The following is a 22,289-nucleotide window of genomic DNA, read 5'->3' on the forward strand; positions in this document are numbered from 1 at the left end:
TGAGAGGATGCTATGAGTAAAAAAATTGTTCTCGCTCTCGGCGGGAATGCGCTGGGCGACGATCTCGCCGGACAGATGCAGGCCGTACGGCACACCGCGCGGACGATCGTCGATCTTATCGCCCTTGGCCATCAGGTGGTGGTGACTCACGGTAACGGCCCGCAAGTGGGCATGATCAACCAGGCCTTTGAAGCCGCGGCCAAAACCGAGGCCCACACGCCGATGCTGCCGATGTCGGTCTGCGTGGCGTTGAGCCAGGGCTACATCGGCTACGACCTGCAGAACGCGATTCGCGAAGAGCTGCTGTCGCGCCAGCTGGATATTCCAGTGGCGACCCTGATAACCCAGGTGGAAGTGGACGCTAACGATAAGGCATTTCTTAATCCGACCAAGCCCATCGGCTCGTTCTTCAGCAAAGAAGAGGCCGAAAAGCTGAGCCAAAACGGCTACATCATGAAAGAGGACGCCGGGCGCGGCTACCGTCGCGTCGTCGCGTCGCCCATGCCGGTAGATATTATCGAGAAACAAACGGTAAAAGCGCTGATGGATGACTGCCACGTGGTGATCACCGTCGGCGGCGGCGGCATTCCGGTGATTCGCGAGGGTAACCATCTGCGCGGAGCCAGCGCGGTTATCGACAAGGACTGGGCCAGCGCGAAGCTGGCGGAGATGATCGACGCCGACTTGCTGATCATTCTCACCGCCGTGGAAAAGGTGGCGATCAACTTCGGTAAACCTGAGGAGCAGTGGCTGGATAACCTCTCCCTGCGCGATGCCGAACGCTTTATCGCAGAGGGTCACTTTGCCAAAGGCTCAATGCTGCCAAAAGTGGAAGCCGCCGCCGCCTTCGCCCGCTCCCGGCCGGGACGCCAGGCGCTGATCACCATGTTAAGCAAAGCCAAAGAGGGCATTGAAGGGAAAACCGGCACCATGATTAGCCAGTAAGCTGTACGCCACGGGTTGCCGGGAACCTCCCGGCAACATTTCCCCTGGCAGAACCTCAGATTTCCGCCGCCTCCACGGCATATTCCTGCCGACCCGCCTGTTTAACCTGGTTCATCAGCCCCCCCGGCGCGCCGTTTTTCACCTGCAGGATCTCCGCCAGCACGCTGATGGCGATCTCGTTTGGCGTCTCGGCGCCGATGTCATAGCCAATCGGCGCCCGCAGGCGGCTGATATCCGCTTCCGGCACGCCGTTCTCCCGCATCTGACGTACAAAGGCCTGCACTTTTCGCCGGCTGGCCAGCAGCCCCAGCCACGCCACCGGTTGGGTTATCAGCCTGTCCAGCGCCTCGCGATCCTGGTTGTTGGTGGCAATCAGCACGAAATCCTGCGGCCGTACCGCCATCGCGTCCACCACATCCGTGAAGCTGGCAGCATGCGCCAGCCGCGCCGAAGCGGGGAAAGCATCGGGACAGAGGCTTGCGGCGTAGGTATCGCCGACGCAGATATCAAAATCCAGCAGCGCCGCGGCGTGGGCAACCGCGCGGTTAACGTGCCCGGCGCCGACCAGCAGCAGGCGCGGGCGCAGGCCGTGAACGCTGATGTATACCGACATCGCGCCGCCGCAGTCGGAGCCCACGGCGTCGCTGCCGGTGCGCGCCATGCGGCCGTGAAACATTCGCGATTCCCGCTCGCGCAGCGCCGCCTGCGCCGCATCAATAACTTTACGTTCCACCATCCCGCCGCCAATGGTGCCCACAATCGAACCGTCCTCACGGATCAGCATCTGAGCGGCGTGTCGGGGGGTGGAGCCCCGACTTTCGACAATCTGCGCGAGGGCAAAAGGGCAGTTCTGTTCTTCAAGCCGTGCTGCTTCTGCGAAAATATTCATACCAACCTCAAAGGCAATTTCTTTTACGGTTTTGGGGATTGTCTGCGATGTCGACCGGCTTCTCAGTTTGAGAGCTCACCCTCCGTTGAAAATACCGTCGCAGCGACCGATTATGGCTATGCAATATTTATACTGCCCCGCCGTTTTTTATCGCGAATTGTGAATCAGGTCATTTTGTTAGCCCTGGCGACGTTGAAATTGGGCTATCGCGCCGATTATTTCGTCAACCGCCGGGCCAAATTCCCACCGCCCGCTGAAATCACCGCCGAATAGCCGACATAAATTATCATTCTGATATTCCGGATCTGATTTTGAGAAATCTCGCCGAATGATAAAGCGTATTGATTTGAGTTCTCATTTACCCGCTATGGAATTATTCACGCCGCGGCGTTGAGTTTCGACCTGGTTCACAAATTAATTATTCCGCCGCCGCCGTTTGAATAACTGGTGTGATTGTTGCTCCTCTTTCTTTATCCGTCGGGATTATTACCACCGGCAATGTCGATCTTACAATGATATCTAAGGAGAGGGTTATGGGAGATATAATGCGTCCCGTGCCGTTTGAGGAGCTGTTAACGCGCATTTTCGATGAGTATCAGAGTCAGGGATCTATTTTTGGCATTCCTGAACAACAGTTTTATTCGCCGCAGGCGCAGCGTTCGATCGGCGTATTTGGCGAAAGCTGCGCCACGCCTCTCGGCCCCGCTGCCGGGCCGCATACCCAGCTGGCGCAAAACATCATTACCGCCTGGCTAACCGGCGGGCGGTTTATCGAGCTGAAAACCGTACAGATCCTTGACCGTCTGGAGCTGGAAAAGCCCTGTATCGACGCGGAAGATGAGTGCTTCAATACCGAGTGGTCCACTGAATTTACCCTGAAAAAAGCCTGGGATGAGTACCTGAAAGCCTGGTTCGCTCTGCATCTGCTGGAGCAGATCTTTCCGCTGGCGACGAATAAAGAGAGCAAGTCGTTTATTTTCAATATGAGCGTCGGCTACAACCTTGATGGTATTAAGCAGCCGCCAATGCAGGAATTTATCGACAACATGATGGACGCCTCCGCCCATCCTAAATTCGCCCAGTACCGCGACACGCTGAACCGCTGGCTGCAAAATAAACCCTTTATCGACAGCCTGCCAACTTGCGCACGCAAAGACGGGCTGGACAACCTGGCGCAGCGCATACCGGCCAGGCTGGTCCAGGGCGTCACCCTCTCGACGATGCACGGCTGCCCGCCGGACGAGATCGAAGCCATCTGTCGCTATATGCTGACGGAGAAAAACCTCAATACCTTTGTGAAGCTCAACCCAACCCTGCTCGGCTATCCGCGCGTGCGCGAGATCCTCGACACCTGCGGCTTCGGCTATATCGGCCTTAGCGAAGCGTCGTTTGATCACGACCTTAAGATTGACCGGGCGCTGGAGATGCTGACGCGCCTGATGGCGCTGGCGAAAGCGCGCAGCCTCGGCTTTGGCGTCAAGCTGACCAACACCCTCGGCACCATCAACAACAAAGGCGCGCTGCCGGGAGAGGAAATGTATATGTCCGGGCGCGCGCTGTTCCCGCTCTCTATCAACGTGGCCGCCCTGCTCTCGCGGGCGTTTGACGGCAAGCTGCCGATCTCCTACTCCGGCGGCGCCAGCCAGCTCAACATTCGCGAGATTTTCGACACCGGCATTCGCCCTATCACCATGGCCACCGACCTGCTGAAGCCGGGAGGATATCTGCGCCTGAGCGAGTGCATGCGCGAGCTGGAGAAAGCCGACGGCTGGAACATGACGCAGATCGACGTCGAGCGCCTCAACGCGCTGGCGGAAAAAGCGGTGAGCATGGACTACACCCAGAAACAGTGGAAGCCGGAAGAGCGCATTGATACCGGCGAGCCGCTGCCGCTGCTGGACTGCTACGTCGCCCCCTGCGTGACGGCCTGCGCCATCAAGCAGGATATTCCGGAGTATATCCGCCTGCTGGGCGAGCATCGCTACGCCGACGCGCTGGAGCTGATCTATCAGCGCAACGCTTTACCGGCCATCACCGGCCATATCTGCGATCACCAGTGCCAGTACAACTGTACGCGGCTGGATTACGACAGCGCGCTCAACATCCGCGAACTGAAAAAAGTGGCGCTGGAGAAAGGCTGGGACGAGTACCGTAGCCGCTGGCATAAGCCCGCGGGATCCGGCTCCCGGCACCCGGTAGCGGTGATCGGCGCAGGCCCTGCCGGTCTCGCCGCCGGCTACTTCCTCGCCCGCGCCGGGCATCCGGTCACGGTATTTGAACGCGAAGCCAACGCCGGGGGCGTGGTGCAAAATATCATTCCGCAGTTCCGCATTCCCGGCGAGCTTATTCAGCACGATATCGATTTTGTCGTCGCCCACGGCGTCAAAATTGAGTACGGCTGCGATCCGCATCTGAGCGTGGAAAAACTGCAGGCGAAAGGTTTTCGTTACGTGCTGGTCGGCACCGGCACCGATAAAAACAGCGGCGTGAAGCTGGGCGGCGACAACCAGAACGTGCATAAATCGCTGCAGTTCCTGCGCCAGTTTAACCGCGGCGCCGAGCTGAATCTGGGCAAACATGTGGCCGTGGTCGGCGCCGGCAATACCGCGATGGACTGCGCCCGCGCGGCGCTGCGCGTACCGGGCGTGCAGAGCGCGACCATCGTCTATCGCCGCTCGCAGCAAGAGATGCCCGCCTGGCGCGAAGAGTACGATGAGGCGCTGCTCGACGGCGTCGACTTCGAGTGGCTATGTAACCCGGAACAGTTTAACGCCGACGGGACGCTCGTCGTACGCGTCATGAAGCTCGGCGAGCCGGATGAGAAAGGCCGCCGCCGCCCGGTGGAAACCGATGAGATTCGCACCCTGCAAGTCGACTCTCTGATTACCGCCATCGGCGAGCAGCAGGACGGCGAAGCGCTGTCGGCAATGGGGATCCCGCTCGACCCACAGGGCTGGCCGGTGGTCAACGCCGATGGCGAGACCAGCAAGCCGAACGTCTTCCTGATCGGCGACGTTCAGCGCGGCCCCTCATCTATCGTCTCCGCTATCGGCAACGCGCGACGGGCCACGGACGCGATCCTGGCCCGGGAAAATATCGCCAGCCGCTACGGAAACAAAGTCTGGAACAATGTCGATCCGGCGAAGGTGTACCAGCGTAAAGGCGCTATCGCCGTCACCCTGGTGGATAAAAACCAGCGCGAGGCTTTTGTCGAGCAGGAAGCCAGCCGCTGCCTGGAGTGTAACTACGTGTGCAGCAAGTGCGTCGACGTCTGTCCGAACCGCGCCAATATTTCCGTGGCCGTGCCGGGCTTCCAGAATCGCTTCCAGACCCTGCATCTGGACGCTTATTGCAACGAATGCGGCAACTGCGCTCAGTTCTGCCCGTGGCAGGGAAAACCGTATAAAGACAAAATCACCGTGTTCAGCCTGGAGCAGGATTTTGTCAACAGCACCAATCCAGGCTTCTTCGTCGCGGGCGCCAGCGTCAAAGTGCGTCAGGACGACCAGACGTGGCAGCTGGAAATAAACGACCGCGGCCAGTTTAGCGAGGTACCGGCCCAGTTGGACGCCATGTGCCGCATCATAAGCCATATTCATCAGCACCAAAGCTATCTTCTGGGAGGCGTTGAAGTATGAGTGTCCTGATCCTGAAAAATGCCACCGCCGCGCAGATCTATCCGGCGAAAGTGTGGGAGAACGTCGATATCGCCATTGAGAATGATAAAATTCTCGCTGTCGGCCCCGGCCTGTGCCAGCGCTATCCGCAGGCGCAGGTGAAAGAGATGCGCGGGCAGCTGGTGATGCCCGGCATGGTCTGCTCCCACAATCACTTTTATTCCGGCCTGTCCCGGGGGATTCAGGCCAATATCGCCCCCAGCCCGGACTTTATCTCCACGCTGAAAAACCTGTGGTGGCGCCTTGACCGGGCGCTGGACGAGGAGTCGCTCTACTACAGCGGGCTGATCTGCGCCATGGAGGCCGTGCGCAGCGGCTGTACGGCGGTGATCGATCATCATGCGTCGCCTCACTATATTGCGGGCTCCTTGAGCCAGCTGCGCAACGCCTTCCTCAAAATCGGGCTGCGCGGAATGACCTGCTTCGAAACCACCGACCGCAACTTTGGCAGCCGCGAGCTGCGCGACAGCGTTGAGGAGAACATTCGCTTCGCCAGAGAGATCGACGCCGCGCGTGAAAAGGGCGACCAGCCTTATCTGGTCGAGGCCCATATCGGCGCCCATGCCCCGTTCACCGTGCCGGATGAAGGTCTGGCGATGCTGCGCGAAGCGCTAAAAGCCACCGGCCGCGGCCTGCATATTCACGCGGCGGAAGACCGCTACGATGTCTCTCACAGCCATCACCTTTACGGCAAGGACCTGCTGGTGCGGCTGGCGGAGTTCGACCTTATCAACAGTAAAACGCTGATTGCCCACGGCCTGTACATCTCCGATGCCGACGTCGAGCTGCTCAACGCGCAGGACGGCTTCCTGGTGCACAACGCCCGCTCCAACATGAACAACCACGTCGGTTACAACCCCCGCCTGCCGCAGATGCGCAATCTGGCGCTCGGCACCGACGGCATCGGTTCCGACATGTTCGAGGAGATGAAGTTTGCCTTCTTTAAACACCGCGACGCCGGCGGGCCGCTGTGGCCGGACAGCTTCGCGAAGGCGCTGAGCAACGGCAACGAACTGCTGAATCGCAACTTCAACGCCCACTTTGGCCGCCTTGAGGCGGGCTATAAAGCGGACCTCACTATTTGCGACTATATGGCGCCGACGCCGCTGATCGCGGAAAACATCGCCGGACATATCGCCTTCGGCCTTGGGGCAAACAGCGTGCGCAGCGTCATGGTGAACGGCGTGATGATCTACGAGGATCGCCAGTTCAGCTTTGACTGCGAGTCGATATTCCGCGAAGCGCAGAAAGTGGCGAAAAAAATGTGGGCGCGAATGGATGCGCTCCCCGCGTAGCCCGCGTAAAAATGCTAAACCGGCTGGCAAGCCGGTTTTTTTTGCTGACAGAACGCGCGTGAAATTGCCCGGCGGCTTCTGCGCCGCCGGGCGCAACGTTTACAGCGACAGCAGCGCGGCGGTGGCGATATTGCGCTGCTTTTGCAGCGCGTTAAGCTGTTCTTCGGTCATGATACTCAGCGCCGCCGTCGGGCAGACGTCAACGCAGGCGGGGCCGCGCTCGCGGGTACCGCAAAGATCGCACTTAACGATAACCGGCGTCAGACCGGCCTTCACCTCGATGGTAATCGCCCCAAACGGGCAGGCGATCGCGCAGCTCTGGCAGCCAATGCAGCGCCCGCCGTCAGCTTCCACCTTCTCCGCCCCCATACTTAGCGCCCCGGTCGGACAGGCGCCCACGCAGGGCGCGTTCTCGCACTGATGACACATCACCGGCACGCTAACATCGTCGAGGCGCATCACTTTCAGGCGGGGGTGAAACTCCGCCCCCGGCGCCACGTGTTCCAGCGCACAGGCTACCTCACAGGTCCGGCAGCCGATGCAGGCCTGCGAACTGGCAACGATAAAACGGGTCATATCTCCTCCCGGGCCGTGAATTGCGTCAGCATCTCGCTGGCCGCCTGCCGCCCAGCAACCATGGCGGTGACCACCAGGTCCGCCCCGGTCACGGCATCGCCGCCGGCAAAAATTTTGTCATGGCTGGTTTGCGTCGTTCCGCGCCCTTTGCCACCGGTCACTATCTGCCCCCAGCGGTCCAGCTTAATCCCGTGGCCGCGCAGCCACGGCATCTCGTGAGCCTGAAAGCCAAACGCCATAATGAGCACATCGGCTTTAAGTTCAAACCCGGAATCCGGGATCGGCTGCGGCCGACGGCGGCCGTCCGGGCCCGGCTCGCCCATCTTCGTGCGGATCATCTCTACCGCGCAGACCTGCCCCTTACGGTTGAGCTGAATGCGCTGCGGCTGCACGTTAAACTCAAATTTCACCCCCTCTTCCCGCGCGTTCACCACCTCTTTTTTCGACCCGGGCATGCTTAGCTCATCGCGACGGTAGGCGCAGGTCACGCTCGCTGCGCCGCGGCGAACGGCGGTACGCAGGCAGTCCATCGCCGTATCTCCCCCGCCAAGCACCACCACCCGTTTCCCCTTAATGTCGGTCAGCGGATACTCGGCGCTCTCTTCAAGCCCCATCACCTCGCGGGTGCTGGCAATCAGAAACGGCAGCGCCTGAATCACGCCGGGGGCGTTCTCTCCCGCCAGACCGGCGGCCATCAGACCGTAGGTACCCACGCCGAGGAAAACCGCGTCATAGTTTTTCAGCAGATCGGCAAAAGCCACGTCGCGACCCACCTCCTGGTTGAGATGAAAATTGACGCCCATGGCGCTAAAAATGTCGCGGCGCATCTCAAGCACCTTTTTATCCAGCTTGAACGGCGGGATACCGAAAGTCAGCAGGCCGCCGATTTCCGGATGGCGATCAAAGACGTCAACGTGCACGCCCGCGCGCACGAGAATATCGGCGCAGCCCAGTCCGGCGGGCCCGGCGCCAATCACCGCCACCCGCTCCCGGCGCGGGGCCACGTTGTCGATTGTCGGTCGCCAGCCCATCGCCAGCGCGGTATCGGTGATATAGCGCTCAAGATTGCCAATGGCGACCGAGCCGCCCTCGTTCTTTAAGGTACAGGCCCCTTCGCACAGCCGGTCCTGCGGACAGACGCGGCCGCAAATCTCCGGCAGGGAGCTGCTCTGATGACACAGTTCCGCTGCCTCGATAATCTTGCCTTCGTTCACCAGGCGGATGAAATCGGGAATGTGGTTATGCAGCGGACAGGTCCAGTTGCACCACGCCTTCTGTGCACAGTAGAGGCAGCGTTCGCTCTCATATTCCGCGTCACGCTCGCCCAGCGGTTGATAGATTTCGCCGAAATGCCGCAGGCGGTCATCGGCGGGCACTTTTTTCGCCCCAACGCGCGGAGGTTTATTGAGTATCGCGTTACGTCTCGCGCCGCGAACGCCCTTCAGCGGTCTTTCCAGCGCGGATCGGATCTGCCGCGCGTTGCGCAGTTGGTTAACGGCAGCCTCATCCATCAGGCGCAGCGCCTGGGTTGGACAGCTGGCCACGCACGCCTGCTGACCGGAAGGATGCTGGCTGCAAAGATCGCACTTCTGCGCCAGCTGCGGCGCGTCGTCATCGTTGGCCACCATCTCAATGGCCCCAAAGGGACAGGCGATGACACAGTTTTTACAGCCGATGCACAGCGCCTCTGTAAACTGAACGCTGTCGTTCGCCACGCGCAGCGCCTGGGTCGGACAGGAGCCGACGCAGGGCGCGTCGTTGCAGTGGCGGCAGGTCGTCGCGCTGCTGGCCTTACGGTTGAAGAACACGCGGATGCGTGGAAGAAAGTCGCTGCGCTGCTGGGGCCAGCGGTCCTGGCGATGAGAGGTGACGCAGGCCACTTCACAGGCATGGCAGCCAATACAGTTTGCAGAATCGGCAACGATAAATTTATTCATTTGCTTCCCTTTATTATTTCAGGACTCACCGGGAAGCGATGCAATAATCAGGCGATTTTTTTCAGGGTATTCATATGCTGCTCATTTTTGCGAGCCACCTCAAAAAAAAGTGCCCCTCAGCGTAACGGCGAGATAATTATCCACGCGCGCTGAGCGAAGATTATTCGCTGCGTTCTGGATTTAATCATGTTGATAATTCAACGTATCGTGCGTAATACCAAAATGAGATTGTCCCTATCTCAATGTGATAGCGCACATTTTTTGCCAACGCGTCTTATTTAAAGATATTGCCCTCAGAGAGATATTCCGCCCTTTTTCCCGTGAGTTATTTCACACAATTCCTCTTCGTTTCTCCGGATGTTTATTTTTGGCACAGCTTACGCATATCACTCAACGTGCGCGCAACACGCTGGTGAACGCATCAGCTCAGGGAGGCAGCGGCCTTCGAATCGTAACTTCGGCTCTGTTCACGCTTATACCCAAAATAATTCGAGTTGCAGGAAGGCGGCGACACAGCGAATCCCCAGGAGCTTACTCTAGTAAGTGACTGGGGTGAGCGAGGAAAGCCAACGCACAAGCAACTTGAAGTATGAAGGGTATATACGGAGTGAAGTCGTACAGGAGATAACAACTTCATGAAAGATATCGCCAATTCCGCCTCACGAAACGGGAGCTCGACCGCGCCGGTCGATGAAGTTTTACCCGTTACGCAAATGATTCTTTATGGGCTACAGCACGTGCTGGTGATGTACGCCGGCGCCGTGGCGGTTCCGCTGGTAGTGGGCAACGCGGTAGGGCTCCCGCCGGAACACATTATTTTACTCATCAGCGCCGACCTGTTTATCTGCGGCGCGGCCACCATCGTGCAGTCGCTGGGGGTTGGTAAATGGCTCGGCTGCCGGCTGCCGCTTATCCAGGGTTGTACCTTCGCGGCGCTGATTCCGATGGTGCTGATCGGTAAGGAGTATGGGATCGGCGGGATTTCCGGGGCGGTGATCGTGTCCGGTATATTCATCCTCTGCTGCGCGCCGTGGATTAGTAAGCTTATCCGCTTCTTTCCCAAGGTGGTGATGGGCAGTATCGTCACGCTTATCGGCATGTCAATTATGCCGGTGGCAGGCGGGTGGATTGGTGGCGGCAGCAGCGAAATGAGCGGCTTTGGCGCCCCCTTCTCGCTGCTGATGGCGGCGATTACGCTGGTGATTATTCTCAATATTTACACCTTCGCCTCCGGCGTCGTGAAAAACACGTCGGTGCTGATCGGTCTTATTATCGGCACCGTACTCTGGAGCTGCTTTAAGCCTCTCGACTTCAGTCTGGTCCACGCCACTCCCTGGCTCCATCTGCCGACCCTGATGCCCTTCGCCAAACCTGAGTTTCATATTATCCCCGTCGCCCTGCTGTCGATGGTGATGGTAGTGGTGATGGTGGAAACCATGTCCTCGATGATGGCGACCGGGGATATCGTCGGGAAAAAGGTGGACGCGAAGATGCTGCGCAACGGCCTCAACACCTGCGGTATCGCGACCACCATCTGCGGCTTCTTCAATCTGTTTCCCTACGCCGCGTTCGCGCAGAACGTCGGCCTGATCGGTTTAACCGGGGTGCGCAGCCGTTTTGTGGTGTCGGTCTCCGGCATCATTCTGATTCTGATGGGCGTGTTCTCGAGGATGGCGGCGCTGGTGGTGCTGATACCGAAACCGATCCTCGGCGGCGCAGGCATTGTCATGTTCGGTATGGTGGCGGTGTCTGGTATTCGTACCCTGGGACAGGTCAACTACCGCAACAATAATAACGGTATGGTGGTGGCATTAACGCTCGGCCTCGGCATGATGCCGGTACTGGTGCCCAACTTATTCACCCAGTTTCCGCCGATGGTTCAGCTGTTTCTGCACAGCGGGATTACGATCGGTACCCTGACGGCTATTGTCGCCAACCTCACCCTCAACGGCAGCGTGCCTTTGCGCGTTAACCACGAAACGCCGGTCCCCGATCCGGCCCCGCCAAGTTCGGCGGCACGCAACATGGCCGTCAGAACCGTCAGAATGTGGCTCCTGCTGCGCAAAGTTCAAAAGGAGAAACAGCCGGAAGAAGCCCAGGAGGGGTAACGATGCTCACCAGACTCCTGTTCGCATTGCTAACCCTTCTGCTGCTGGCGATCCCCGTCGTACAGCAGGGGATCGCGCAGGGCCTGAACGGCCGCTTTAGTTTTGCCCTGCTGTTCTAAGATTAAGGACCCTTACTATGAAGAAAGTAACGACCGTCTGCCCCTACTGCGCCTCCGGCTGCAAAATGCAGCTCACGGTAGAAGAGGGAAAGATTACCCGCGCCGATGCCGCTATGGGAAAAAACAATCAGGGTACCCTGTGCCTGAAGGGCTACTACGGCTGGGATTTTATTAACGATACCCAGATCCTCACGCCGCGCCTGAAAACCCCGATGATCCGCCGCCAGCGCGGCGGCAGGCTAGAATCCGTCTCCTGGGATGAGGCGCTCGATTACGTCGCCACCCGTCTGAGCGCCATTAAAGAGAAATATGGCCCGGACGCGATTCAGACCACCGGCTCTTCGCGCGCCACCGGCAATGAAACCAACTACATCATGCAAAAATTTGCGCGCGCCGTTATTGGTACCAATAACGTCGACTGCTGCGCACGCGTCTGACACGGCCCTTCGGTTGCAGGTCTGCACCAGTCGGTCGGCAACGGCGCGATGAGTAATGCTATCACCGAGATCGATGATACCGATCTGGTGTTTATTTTCGGCTATAACCCGGCGGATTCGCACCCTATCGTGGCGAATCATATCCTCAACGCCAAACGCAAGGGGGCGAAAATTATCGTCTGCGATCCGCGCAAAATCGAAACCGCGCGCATTGCCGATCTGCACCTTGCCCTGAAAAACGGTTCCAATATTGCGCTGCTCAACGCCCTCGGGCACGTCATTATCGAAGAGGATCTGTACGATAAACCCTTCGTCGCCGGGCGTTCCGAAGGCTTCGAAGCGTATCGCAACATCGTCGAAGGCTATACGCCGGAGTCGGTGGAAGCCATCACCGGCATCAGCGCCGGGCAGATTCGCGAATGCGCGCGGCTGTACGCCACCGCCGGAAACGCCATGATTCTGTGGGGAATGGGGGTGACACAGTTCTGGCAGGGCGTCGAAACGGTACGCTCCCTGACCAGCCTGGCGATCCTCACCGGCAACCTGGGGAAACCGCACGTCGGCGTTAACCCGGTGCGCGGTCAGAACAACGTTCAGGGGGCCTGCGACATGGGCGCGCTGCCGGACACCTTTCCGGGCTATCAGTATGTGAAATTCCCGGAAAACCGGGAAAAGTTCGCCAACGCCTGGGGCGTCGAGAGCCTACCGGAGAACCCCGGCTACCGCATCAGCGAGCTGCCACACCGCGTGGCGCACGGTGAAGTGCGGGCGGCATATATCATGGGGGAAGATCCGCTGCAGACCGACGCCGAGCTTTCCGCCGTGCGTCAGGCCTTCGAGGATCTGGAACTGGTTATCGTCCAGGATATTTTCATGACCAAAACCGCCGCGGCGGCCGATGTGATTCTGCCCTCGACCTCGTGGGGCGAGCATGAGGGCGTCTATACCGCAGCGGACCGCGGCTTCCAGCGCTTTTTCAAGGCGGTTGAGCCGAAGTGGGATCTGAAGACCGACTGGCAGATCATCTGCGAGATCGCCACCCGCATGGGTTATCCGATGAAGTACGACAACACGCAGCAGATTTGGGATGAGCTCCGCCAGCTGTGCCCCAACTTCTTCGGCGCGACCTATGAGAAGATGGGAGAGCTGGGCTACGTGCAGTGGCCGTGCCGCGACGAGTCCGAGGCGGATCAGGGCACTTCGTATCTGTTTGCGGAGCGCTTCTCCACCCCAAACGGACTGGCGCAGTTCTTCACCTGCGAATGGCAGGCGCCGATCGATACGCTGAGCGACAAGTATCCGCTGGTGCTCTCCACAGTGCGCGAAGTGGGCCATTACTCCTGCCGCTCGATGACCGGCAACTGCGCGGCGCTGGCCAAACTGGCGGACGAACCGGGCTACATCCAGATCAACACCGCCGACGCCAAACGGCTCGGCATTGAGGACGAAGAACTGGTGTGGGTTAACTCGCGCAAAGGCAAGGTGATTTCCCGGGCGAAGGTCAGCGACAGGCCGAATAAAGGGGCGGTTTATATGACCTATCAGTGGTGGATCGGCGCCTGCAACGAGCTGGTCACCGAGAATCTCAGCCCGATAACCAAAACCCCCGAGTACAAGTACTGCGCGGTTAACGTTGAGCGCATTGCCGATCGGCAAGCCGCCGAACGGTACGTTATTGATCAATACAACCAGCTGAAAACCCGCCTGCGCGAAAGCGCCGCGGGGTAAAAAATATCGCCCCGCGGCGCGCACCCCGGGGCGATATTGTCTCTTCTTATTCCCTTCTCCAACGCTAACCGAAAGCGACCTGATCCTTACGGCAGCGTCGCGCGACCTCAAGATACTGCTGCGGAGTATCAACGTCCCAGTGAATCCCCTGGCTCGCCACGGGAATAACGCGCACCGCCATCTGACCGATAACGTCCCGCAGGGTGGCCCCTTGCGGGGCGCGACGAATCAGCGAGATCGCCCGCTTCGGCAGAAGAACCGGGTGGCCTTTGCCGCGCTCGTAGGCCGGAATAAGACAGCTCTCGGCGTCGGCGTTGTCCCACAGCCGGCGGTAGACGCCCGGCGTCACCTCCGGCATATCGCCCAGCGCCAGAAAGAAACGCGAAGCGCTGATATGGCCCACCCCGCACTGAATCGAAGAGAACATGCCGTCCTGATATCGCGGGTTAAAGACCACCTCTACGCCCGGATGATCCTGATAGCATGCGGCCAACTCATCGCCACGAAACCCCGTCACCAGCACCACCCGATCGCAGAACGCCAGGGCGCCGGCAAGGGCGCTATCCAGAATCGTTCCTTCGCCCCACGGCAGCATCATTTTCCATTTCCCCATCCGGCTGGAGAGCCCGGCGGCTAGTATAATGCACTGTTTATCCATTTTTTTGCTCATCGTCATCCTCCTCCTGCAGCCGAAAAAGCGCCGCCGTCGGCTGGCGAAGGCGGCGCTTGCGGCGATCAGGGTTTCAGCACCGCTTTAATCGAGGTAATGATCGGCTGATATCCCGTACAGCGGCAGATATTCCCCTCCAGCGCCTCTTTCAACTCATCGTCGCTGGGATTAGGGTTAGCATCCAGCAGCGCCTTGGCGCTCATCAACACGCCGGGCGTGCAGAAGCCGCACTGAACGCCGCCGTGACGAATAAAGGCGTTCTGCAATTTTTTACCGACCGGATCGTGATGCAGCGCTTCGACGGTGGTAACCTCCGCCCCGTTACACTGGGCGGCCAGCAGCAGGCAGGAGCAGACGGATTTGCCGTCCATAATGACGGTGCAGGCTCCGCACTCGCCCACCGAGCAGCCCTCTTTGGTGCCGGTTAACTTGAGATCTTCACGGAGAAAATCGATCAGGCGGACATTGTCTTTCACATCGCGGGCAATGCGGATGCCATTCACTTTTAGCTCAATATGGTTCATGTTCATGGCTCCTTATTTTTTCTGCTCTGTCATAACTTCCTGCAGCATCTGCCGGAACATATCGATAAATACCGGGACCTTATAAGGCGCTGACCAGCGTCCCCCGATGGCTTTCTCTACCTTGTCGTGAAGCACCCCGGCCGCATAGTCAATGGTGGCGGCGTCCAGCGTCCGGCCGATGAGCGCCTGCTCAACCTCGAGCAGCCGCTGCGGTTTGGCCATCAGCGCGCCATCCACCAGACGGCACAGGCGAACCACGCCTTTATCGACCATAAACTGCCCGGTCAGGCTCTGGCGCGTAATGTTCAACGCATTGCGCCGGCCAAGCTGCAGATAGCGATTGATCAGCGGCTGCTGCGTCGGCGCCGGCAGGATAAAGCGGACAACCAGCTCATCGGGCTCAAGAAGGGTGCGATAGCCGCCCACGACAAATTCGCTGACCGGCATCCGGCGCGTTCCGCGCGCGCTGCGCAGCTCCACCTCCGCCTCGTAAATAATCAACGGCGGCATGGAGTCCGCGCACGGGGCGGCGTTAACGATATTGCCGCCGATTGTCGCCCGGTTGCGCAGCTGCAGGGAGCCGACGGTTTTACAGGCGGTAACCAGCAGCGGATAGCGCTGCTGAATCAACGGATGCTTAACCAGGTCGGTAAAGCAGACACCGGAGCCAATCGAGACGCCGCCCTCCACGTCAAAGACCTCCTTCAGCTCCGCCAGCCCGGCGATATTGACAAGCGGCACCTCGCCGGACAGCATCCGCGCCTGCACCAGCACATCGGTGCCGCCGGCGATGGGCATCGCCCCCTTCTCGGCCATCAGCGTCAGGGCCTGTTTCAGGGTTTGCGGTACGCTCAGCGACAGGGTATTGAGGCGATGAACCTGTTTCTTATCACCCGACTCCAGCATCTGCTCGCTCTGGCGCTCCGGTTTTTTGAGGTTGTAACCCAGGCGAACCTGCTCGAGGGTTAGCGGCAGGGTCCGGTTAGGCCGCCCGATGGCGAAACTCACCGCGTTGTTGAGGGCCGCGGCGCCGAGTTCCAGTACCGGTTCGCCGATAACCTTCGCCCCCATTGGCCCCGCTTGATCGTAGTTTTCCACCGCAATGATATCGATGTGCGGCATATCCTTGATGGTCGGCAGCAGATAGGTATCGAAGTTTTCCGATTTCACCACGCCGTGCTCGGTGTTGAAATCCTCCAGCATGCCGTAACCGATCATCCCCTGCAGCACGCCGCCGTAAACCTGGCCGCTAAAACCAACCGGGTTAATGACTTTACCGACATCGTGGGTGGCGACGACGTTATTGACGGTGATTTTACCGGTGCGCGTATCCACCGCCACGTCGGCCAACTGGCAGCCGTACACCCAGGTGAAATAGGGGCTGCCGCAACCCTTCTCCTCATCCCAGTGAATATTCGGCGCCACGTGCCAGCCGTAGGCGGAGAGGTTTGCCCCGGTAGCCCGGGTCATATCGCACACCTGCTGGAAGCTGAGGCTAAGTGCCGGGCTGTGACGGTTGAACACTTTGCCATTTTGCCAGGCGATATCGTCGAGGCTCTGCGCTTTCAGCGTTTCCCTCACGGCGTCCGCCATGCGTTGTTTAATTTTGTTCGCCGCGCTCAGAATCGCCTGGCCACCCATCAGGGTACCGCGCGAAGCGACCGTTGAGCCGCCGTCAGCGATCATCGCCGTGGCCGGTTCGCTAAACATTACCCGATCGAGCGCAATACCGAACGCTTCCGCCGCCAGCAGCGACATGGTGGTCTGCAGTCCCTGCCCGTTCTCGGATACCGAGGTAGAGATGTTGACGCTGGCGTCGGCATTCACCTGAATCAGCGCCGAGGACGCATCCAGCCCCTCGGCCCCCAGAGAGCAGCCGCGGTGGCTCAGCGCGAAGCCAATCCCGTAGCGGATCGGGCCGCCTTCCGCGTTAAGCTTTTTGTAGTGCTCGCGTTTGGCCTCGTATTCGGCCTTGAGCAGCGTTTTCTCCAGCACCTCCTGCGCGGAGACGGTATGCTCGCTGAAGACCTGTCCGGCCATGCTGGTATCGCCCTGCTTCAGTATGTTGCGCAGGCGGAATTCGACGGGCGACAGGCCCAGTTCGCCCGCCACCTCATCCATCAGCGATTCGTTGGCGAAAATGACCTGCGGCGCGCCGTAGCCGCGGTAGGCCGAGGTGTAGTTGTTGTTGGTGTAAACGCCCACCAGATCGACGCGTACGTTAGGAATGTTGTAGGGGCCCGCGGCCTGCACGGAACTGCGCCAGGTGACAAACACCGTCTGGCCGCAGTAGCTGCCGCCATCGGCGATAATGTCGATTTTAATCGCCTGAATGTGCGCGTCGTCGTCCACGCCAATGCGGTATTTCATTTTATAGGGGTGGCGCTTGTAGCTCTCGCGCATCGACTGTTCGCGGTTATATGAGATCTTAACCGGCCGCCCGGTCAGGTGCACCAGCAGCGCCGCGCGGCAGGAGACGTTATCAATAATGTCATCCTTGCCGCCGAAGGAACCGCCCAGCACGGAGCGCTTAATGTTCACCTTCGCCTGGGGCAGGTCGAGGTATTTGGCAATCACCGCCCGGGTACGGTGAGCATTCTGAATCGACCCCTCGATGGTCATTATCTGTTCATTATTATCCAGGTAGGCGGTGATCGATTCCGGCTCAATATAGCCGTGCTCCTGGAAACCCACCTCATACTCGCGTTCGAAAATATGGCTGGAGGCGGCGAATCCGGCGTCGATATCGCCCTTCGCCGTATGGTGGCGGTTAATGATGTTGCTATCGAGTTCGCTGTGAATAAGGCGCGCCCCGGGCTTCATCGCCTCTTCCGGGGAGGTAATAGGCTCCCACGGGGTGTAGGTGATTTTGATTTTATCGACCGCGATGCAGGCTGCCTCGTAGGTTTCCGCCGCCACCACGGCAACCACGTCGCCGCGATAGGCGATCTCCTTGTCGATAATCGGCGGATGATCGGGAACGATCGCCCCCAGTTTGCGCTGGCCGGGGATATCATTCCAGGTGGCAATACGCACGACGCCGGGCACTTTTTCCGCCTCCGACAGGTCGAGCGCATCGATGCGCCCGGCGGGTATATCCACGTAGCGGCATACGCCATATAGCATATTGTTCATAATAATGTCATCGCCATAGACCGCTTTACCCGTCACCTTGGCGAGCCCATCGACGCGGGGCACCTCACTGCCAACTAGCAATGTATCCATATTTTCAGTCTCCACTCACAAAGAAAGATAACGGAATCAAGCAATGGCTATGCCATCTATAAATAAAGGGTTATTTCAGGCTGAGTTATGTGAGGCGTCTCTAAAAATAGCGGCAGGTTAAACCATCGAAGGCGGATGATATCGTCAGAGGGATTATCAAAAAGAGAGCGTGCGTATCACAATGATAATTGGCGCTTCTCGATGGTATTACTCAGAGGGGGTCTACCGCCAGATATTGACCATAAGTATTATTCACCCCATCAACCGGCGTCAAAAAGCGCGCAGATGGCGCGATGCGTTGAAATTTTCCCTTACCGCTGCACCTCTCAAATTTCGAATAAAAAATAAAATAAACTCAATAATGAAATTTAAATTCCATAACCAGGCATACTAACAAATGTGATATATATCATAATTTTAACAATTCACTTCCCTGCTATCGCCGTTAAAGGGCATAATCAATCCTAAAAATTACTTTATATATCAGTTAATTATAAAAATAGCTATTATAGACACATAGATGTTACAGATAAGCCACAACGACAAATCGAAATAAAACTTTCAAAATGTGATCTGTTTGTATTTTTGTTTCAGTTGCAGCGGTAATAATACCTTCTCACTAAACGCACCCTGACCACCTTGATGGTGCAGCAGAAATCCTAACCCCGGAGGATGCAATGAAGGAAGTGAGATCAGGAGTTATCAGAACCGTTTATGTTGGCCCATGCCATACCATCCGTTCATACCACAACGCTGCCCGGGACATGTTGAACCTCACCCATCCCGGAGGACAAAACCCCGCGTATACCGATGATTCCTCATTCATCAAAAAGAAACCTCTTTAACCGGTTTTATTTAGCGCGCTGCAATCGCGCTGGATAGGAGCACTCAGGGCAAAAAACCATTTTATGTCAGCCAGGCTTCATAAAGCGAAAAGACAGAGCGTGGTTGGGATGGGATGACACATTTTTATCTCGTGCCGTTAATCAAAACAAAAGGTATAAAAATGTCTCTTATTATGAATCTGAACCTACAGCAGAGAAAGCGACTACACCAAATAACCTTAGTAGCGACATTCGGTGGCCTGTTATTCGGTTATGACACCGGCGTTATTAATGGCGCATTTTCTTCACTGAAACAATATATGGCCTTGACCCCAACCACAGAAGGCCTGGTCATGAGCGTGTTGCTGATCGGCGCCGCGCTAGGTAGCGTTTTCGGCGGAAAATTCGCGGATTTCTTTGGCAGAAGAAAGTACCTGCTCTTTTTATCTTTCATCTTTTTCATCGGCGCCTTAATGTCCGCGCTGGCGCCGGACATTACCGTACTGCTGATTTCACGCTTCATCCTCGGCTATGCCGTTGGCGGAGCCTCGGTCACCGCCCCCACCTTTATTTCTGAAGTGGCGCCCACCGAAATGCGCGGTAAGCTGACCGGCTTAAACGAAGTCGCCATTGTTATCGGACAGCTCGCCGCCTTTGCCATCAACGCCATTATTGGCATTCTCTGGGGCCATCTACCGGACGTCTGGCGCTATATGCTGATGGTGCAGACAATCCCCGCCATCTGCCTGTTTATCGGTATGCTGCGGTCGCCGGAAAGCCCGCGCTGGCTAATCAGTAAAAACCGCCATGAAGAAGCGCTGGAAATATTAAAACAAATCCGCCCACTTGAACGTGCAACCAAAGAGTTCAACGATATCACCACGTTGATTAAGGCCGAGGCGGACAAAAAGCTGCATTCCCAGAACGCCTTTATCACCATTCTCCAGACGCCGTGGATTTTGAAACTCCTGCTGGTCGGCGTGATTTGGGCGGCGCTGCAGCAAACTACCGGGGTCAACGTCATCATGTACTATGGTACTGAGATCCTCAGCAGCGCCGGCTTCTCAGAAAGAACGTCCTTAATCTGCAACGTACTCAATGGCGTGTTCTCCGTCGGCGGCATGCTCTTTGGGGTGCTGTTCCTCGTTGACCGTTTTAAACGTAAAACCATCATTATTTATGGTTTCGCGCTGATGGCCACCCTGCACCTTATCATTGCCGGTGTAGACTACATGCTGGTCGGCGACATCAAAGCAACGGCAATCTGGCTGCTCGGCGCGATGTTCGTTGGCGTGATGCAGGGCACCATGGGCTTTATCACCTGGGTGGTGCTGGCGGAACTTTTCCCGCTGAAGTTTCGCGGACTGTCGATGGGCATATCGGTATTTTTCATGTGGGTGATGAACGCCATCGTCAGCTATCTGTTCCCATTATTGCAGGCCAAGCTCGGTTTAGGTCCGGTCTTCCTGATTTTTGCCGCGATCAACTACCTGGCGATTATTTTTGTGATAACGGCGCTGCCAGAAACATCGAATAAATCGCTGGAGCAGCTGGAAGAGGAGCTGTCGGCAAATAAATCTACTGCAGGATTCAATACGGCCACCAAGGAAAGCGGATTATGATCGATACTATTACGCAGGATAATCTCCATCTGTCGTGCCGGGCGAAAAATAAAGCGGAAGTGCTGGCCATGATCGGCGCGGACTTCAAAGCCAGAGGGTATGTCAGCGAAGATTGCGTGGCGTTTCTTGCCGAAAGAGAGCGCCAGGTCTCCACCTTTTTAGGTAACGGCATTACGCTACCGCATCTGCCTAAATCAGCCACCAGCATCATTGTCAAAACGGGAGTGGAGATTTATCAGTTCCCTGACGGTGTGATCTGGGACAGAAATAACGTTATGTTTATTGCCATTGGCGTGATCGCCAAAGAGAGTGAGCATATTGATGTGCTGCGAGAGGTGGCGTCGATCTTTAGCGACGAAGTCATCGCCAGAGCGCTGTCGTTGATTGCCAATAAAGAGGATTTTTTAAGGATCCTCCAGCAGAATCACTAAGCACGGCTCTCTCCCGATAGTCGCCCGATAAAAGCCTGCTTTCGCGCAGGCTTTTGCTTATTCAGGATGGACGTAGCGATTAGCTGCCTTTGTAGGTGGAGTAGCCGTACTGGCTGAGCAGCAGCGGAATATGCAGCTTTTCATTGGTACGCGTCACGGTAAACAGTACCGGGATCTCAGGGAAAAACGTCGCCAGCTTCTGTTTGCTGAAATCATCGCCGGTTTTAAAGGTCACTTTATAAATCCCCGGCTGCATATCCCCTTCTGCTGGATACAGCGATTTAATACGTCCATCATTATCCGTGACGGCGCTCGCCAGCGCCGTCCATTTATCCGCCTGCTGTTTTTCGAGGGTAACGGTCACACCCGACGAAGGCAGCCCCGTCTGCTGATTGAGAATATGCACGCTGAGCGTCCCGACAGGGGCGCTAAACGCGGCTGGAGCGACAGACATAGCAGATAACAGAATCAAACTGGATAATTTTTTCACGATGTTTTCCCGTTGTGAATAATAACGTTCAAACGTTAGCACCTGGGCCGCTAAAATATATTCAACTTTTTGTGATAATCACCTTAACGAAAGCAGGACGAGGAAAATAGCGAGCAGGGCAACAGCCCATTCGAAGTTATAGAATTATCTGAATATAATGTGCATCCCCGGGGCGTGAATAAAGGCCCGCTCGTTTGCGCTATACTTATTTTCCTCCGCGTTCACAAAAGGACTTCTCATGAAGATATGGCCTGTTCTGACGGGTGTTGCTATTGCATTAACGCTCGTCGCCTGTAAATCCCCTACGCCGCCCAAGGGCGTTCAGCCGATAAATAACTTTGACGCGAGCCGTTATCTGGGGAAATGGTATGAGATTGCCCGGCTTGAAAACCGCTTTGAACGGGGCCTGGAACGGGTAACCGCAACCTACGGTCAACGGAATGACGGCGGAATCAGCGTTCTCAACCGCGGTTACGATCCGCGGAAACAGAAATGGAGCGAGAGCGAAGGTAAAGCGTATTTCACCGGCGCGCCGACCACTGCCGCGCTGAAAGTCTCCTTTTTTGGTCCGTTTTACGGCGGCTACAACGTGATTGCGCTGGATAGCCAGTATCAATATGCGCTGGTCAGCGGCCCCGATCGCGGCTATTTATGGATCCTGTCGCGCACGCCGACCATCCCGGAATCCGTGAAGCAGGAGTATCTCAGCATTGCGCGGGAACTCGGTTTCCCGGTCGAAAAGCTCGTCTGGGTGAATCATCGATAACGCCGGGGATAGTTCGCGGGCCTCTT

General features: G+C 57.4%; 14 protein-coding genes and 1 pseudogene. 8 read left to right on the forward strand and 7 right to left on the reverse strand.

The annotated features are described in order from the left end of the window. Window positions 1-12 precede the first annotated feature (12 nt). Window positions 13-945, forward strand: a complete 933-nt coding sequence (gene arcC / locus KCG39_RS07860) for a carbamate kinase (protein WP_004121856.1) — start codon at window positions 13-15, stop codon at window positions 943-945. Between the two features lie 112 nt (window positions 946-1,057). Here the strand turns inward: arcC and KCG39_RS07865 are convergent. Next, window positions 1,058-1,834: pseudogene (locus KCG39_RS07865) on the reverse strand (XdhC family protein); the annotation flags it as partial. A gap of 533 nt (window positions 1,835-2,367) precedes the next feature. On the opposite strand from KCG39_RS07865, the gene ygfK reads away from it, so the two are divergent. Together ygfK and ssnA are read left to right on the forward strand one after the other, a co-directional pair. Next, window positions 2,368-5,472 (forward strand): putative selenate reductase subunit YgfK, encoded by a 3,105-nt coding sequence (gene ygfK, locus KCG39_RS07870; RefSeq protein WP_142468172.1) that lies wholly within the window; start codon window positions 2,368-2,370, stop codon window positions 5,470-5,472. After that, window positions 5,469-6,806 carry a putative aminohydrolase SsnA gene (gene ssnA / locus KCG39_RS07875; protein ID WP_087828976.1) on the forward strand — a complete coding sequence of 446 codons (1,338 nt, stop codon included), beginning with the start codon at window positions 5,469-5,471 and terminating at the stop codon, window positions 6,804-6,806. Before ygfK ends, ssnA begins: the two co-directional genes overlap by 4 nt. 99 nt (window positions 6,807-6,905) lie before the next feature. On the opposite strand, the gene KCG39_RS07880 is transcribed toward ssnA, so the two are convergent. Both KCG39_RS07880 and ygfT read right to left on the reverse strand, forming a co-directional pair. Then, window positions 6,906-7,382, reverse strand: a complete 477-nt coding sequence (locus KCG39_RS07880; protein ID WP_004121863.1) for a 4Fe-4S dicluster domain-containing protein — start codon at window positions 7,380-7,382, stop codon at window positions 6,906-6,908. Beyond that, on the reverse strand, window positions 7,379-9,319 hold the full coding sequence (ygfT, locus tag KCG39_RS07885; RefSeq protein WP_087828977.1) for a formate-dependent uric acid utilization protein YgfT: 1,941 nt from the start codon (window positions 9,317-9,319) through the stop codon (window positions 7,379-7,381). The genes KCG39_RS07880 and ygfT overlap by 4 nt, the downstream gene beginning before the upstream one ends. 635 nt (window positions 9,320-9,954) lie before the next feature. Between ygfT and KCG39_RS07890 the strand changes: the two genes are divergently transcribed. Both KCG39_RS07890 and fdhF read left to right on the forward strand, forming a co-directional pair. Continuing rightward, on the forward strand, window positions 9,955-11,427 hold the full coding sequence (locus KCG39_RS07890; protein ID WP_004121868.1) for a nucleobase:cation symporter-2 family protein: 1,473 nt from the start codon (window positions 9,955-9,957) through the stop codon (window positions 11,425-11,427). A gap of 136 nt (window positions 11,428-11,563) precedes the next feature. After that, the gene (fdhF, locus tag KCG39_RS07895; RefSeq protein WP_142468173.1) at window positions 11,564-13,711 is read left to right on the forward strand and encodes a formate dehydrogenase subunit alpha; all 2,148 of its coding nucleotides are present in this window, start codon (window positions 11,564-11,566) and stop codon (window positions 13,709-13,711) included. Window positions 13,712-13,775: 64 nt separating this feature from the next. Here the strand turns inward: fdhF and KCG39_RS07900 are convergent, their stop codons facing one another. The 3 genes from KCG39_RS07900 to KCG39_RS07910 form a co-directional block, all read right to left on the reverse strand. Beyond that, a complete protein-coding gene (locus KCG39_RS07900) occupies window positions 13,776-14,381 on the reverse strand; it encodes a nucleotidyltransferase family protein (RefSeq protein WP_139530694.1) in 606 nt (201 codons plus the stop codon). A gap of 65 nt (window positions 14,382-14,446) precedes the next feature. After that, the gene (locus KCG39_RS07905) at window positions 14,447-14,905 is read right to left on the reverse strand and encodes a (2Fe-2S)-binding protein (RefSeq protein ID WP_004121880.1); all 459 of its coding nucleotides are present in this window, start codon (window positions 14,903-14,905) and stop codon (window positions 14,447-14,449) included. 12 nt (window positions 14,906-14,917) lie between these two features. Then, window positions 14,918-18,130, reverse strand: coding sequence for a molybdopterin cofactor-binding domain-containing protein (locus KCG39_RS07910; protein WP_142468174.1), 3,213 nt, complete (start codon window positions 18,128-18,130; stop codon window positions 14,918-14,920). Between the two features lie 1,006 nt (window positions 18,131-19,136). Between KCG39_RS07910 and KCG39_RS07915 the strand changes: the two genes are divergently transcribed. Further along, window positions 19,137-20,576 (forward strand): sugar porter family MFS transporter, encoded by a 1,440-nt coding sequence (locus tag KCG39_RS07915; protein ID WP_142446627.1) that lies wholly within the window; start codon window positions 19,137-19,139, stop codon window positions 20,574-20,576. Further along, on the forward strand, window positions 20,573-21,007 hold the full coding sequence (locus KCG39_RS07920) for a PTS mannitol transporter subunit IIA (protein WP_004121893.1): 435 nt from the start codon (window positions 20,573-20,575) through the stop codon (window positions 21,005-21,007). The genes KCG39_RS07915 and KCG39_RS07920 overlap by 4 nt, the downstream gene beginning before the upstream one ends. Before the next feature lie 79 nt (window positions 21,008-21,086). Here the strand turns inward: KCG39_RS07920 and uraH are convergent, their stop codons facing one another. Further along, on the reverse strand, window positions 21,087-21,497 hold the full coding sequence (gene uraH, locus KCG39_RS07925) for a hydroxyisourate hydrolase (protein ID WP_004121899.1): 411 nt from the start codon (window positions 21,495-21,497) through the stop codon (window positions 21,087-21,089). 238 nt (window positions 21,498-21,735) lie between these two features. Here uraH and KCG39_RS07930 point away from each other — a divergent pair, with 238 nt between their 5' ends. Continuing rightward, on the forward strand, window positions 21,736-22,263 hold the full coding sequence (locus KCG39_RS07930; protein WP_004121901.1) for a lipocalin family protein: 528 nt from the start codon (window positions 21,736-21,738) through the stop codon (window positions 22,261-22,263). The last annotated feature ends 26 nt before the right edge of the window (window positions 22,264-22,289 follow it).

The organism is Klebsiella pasteurii, assembly GCF_018139045.1.
In the GTDB taxonomy this organism is placed as follows: Bacteria; Pseudomonadota; Gammaproteobacteria; order Enterobacterales; family Enterobacteriaceae; genus Klebsiella; species Klebsiella grimontii.

Coding starts and splice junctions, on each gene's coding strand:
- arcC (WP_004121856.1), top strand. CDS start 13: ATGAGTAAAAAAATTGTTCTCGCTCTCGGCGGGAATGCGCTGGGCGAC.
- ygfK (WP_142468172.1), top strand. CDS start 2,368: ATGGGAGATATAATGCGTCCCGTGCCGTTTGAGGAGCTGTTAACGCGC.
- ssnA (WP_087828976.1), top strand. CDS start 5,469: ATGAGTGTCCTGATCCTGAAAAATGCCACCGCCGCGCAGATCTATCCG.
- KCG39_RS07880 (WP_004121863.1), bottom strand. CDS start 7,382: ATGACCCGTTTTATCGTTGCCAGTTCGCAGGCCTGCATCGGCTGCCGG.
- ygfT (WP_087828977.1), bottom strand. CDS start 9,319: ATGAATAAATTTATCGTTGCCGATTCTGCAAACTGTATTGGCTGCCAT.
- KCG39_RS07890 (WP_004121868.1), top strand. CDS start 9,955: ATGAAAGATATCGCCAATTCCGCCTCACGAAACGGGAGCTCGACCGCG.
- KCG39_RS07900 (WP_139530694.1), bottom strand. CDS start 14,381: ATGAGCAAAAAAATGGATAAACAGTGCATTATACTAGCCGCCGGGCTC.
- KCG39_RS07905 (WP_004121880.1), bottom strand. CDS start 14,905: ATGAACCATATTGAGCTAAAAGTGAATGGCATCCGCATTGCCCGCGAT.
- KCG39_RS07910 (WP_142468174.1), bottom strand. CDS start 18,130: ATGGATACATTGCTAGTTGGCAGTGAGGTGCCCCGCGTCGATGGGCTC.
- KCG39_RS07915 (WP_142446627.1), top strand. CDS start 19,137: ATGTCTCTTATTATGAATCTGAACCTACAGCAGAGAAAGCGACTACAC.
- KCG39_RS07920 (WP_004121893.1), top strand. CDS start 20,573: ATGATCGATACTATTACGCAGGATAATCTCCATCTGTCGTGCCGGGCG.
- KCG39_RS07930 (WP_004121901.1), top strand. CDS start 21,736: ATGAAGATATGGCCTGTTCTGACGGGTGTTGCTATTGCATTAACGCTC.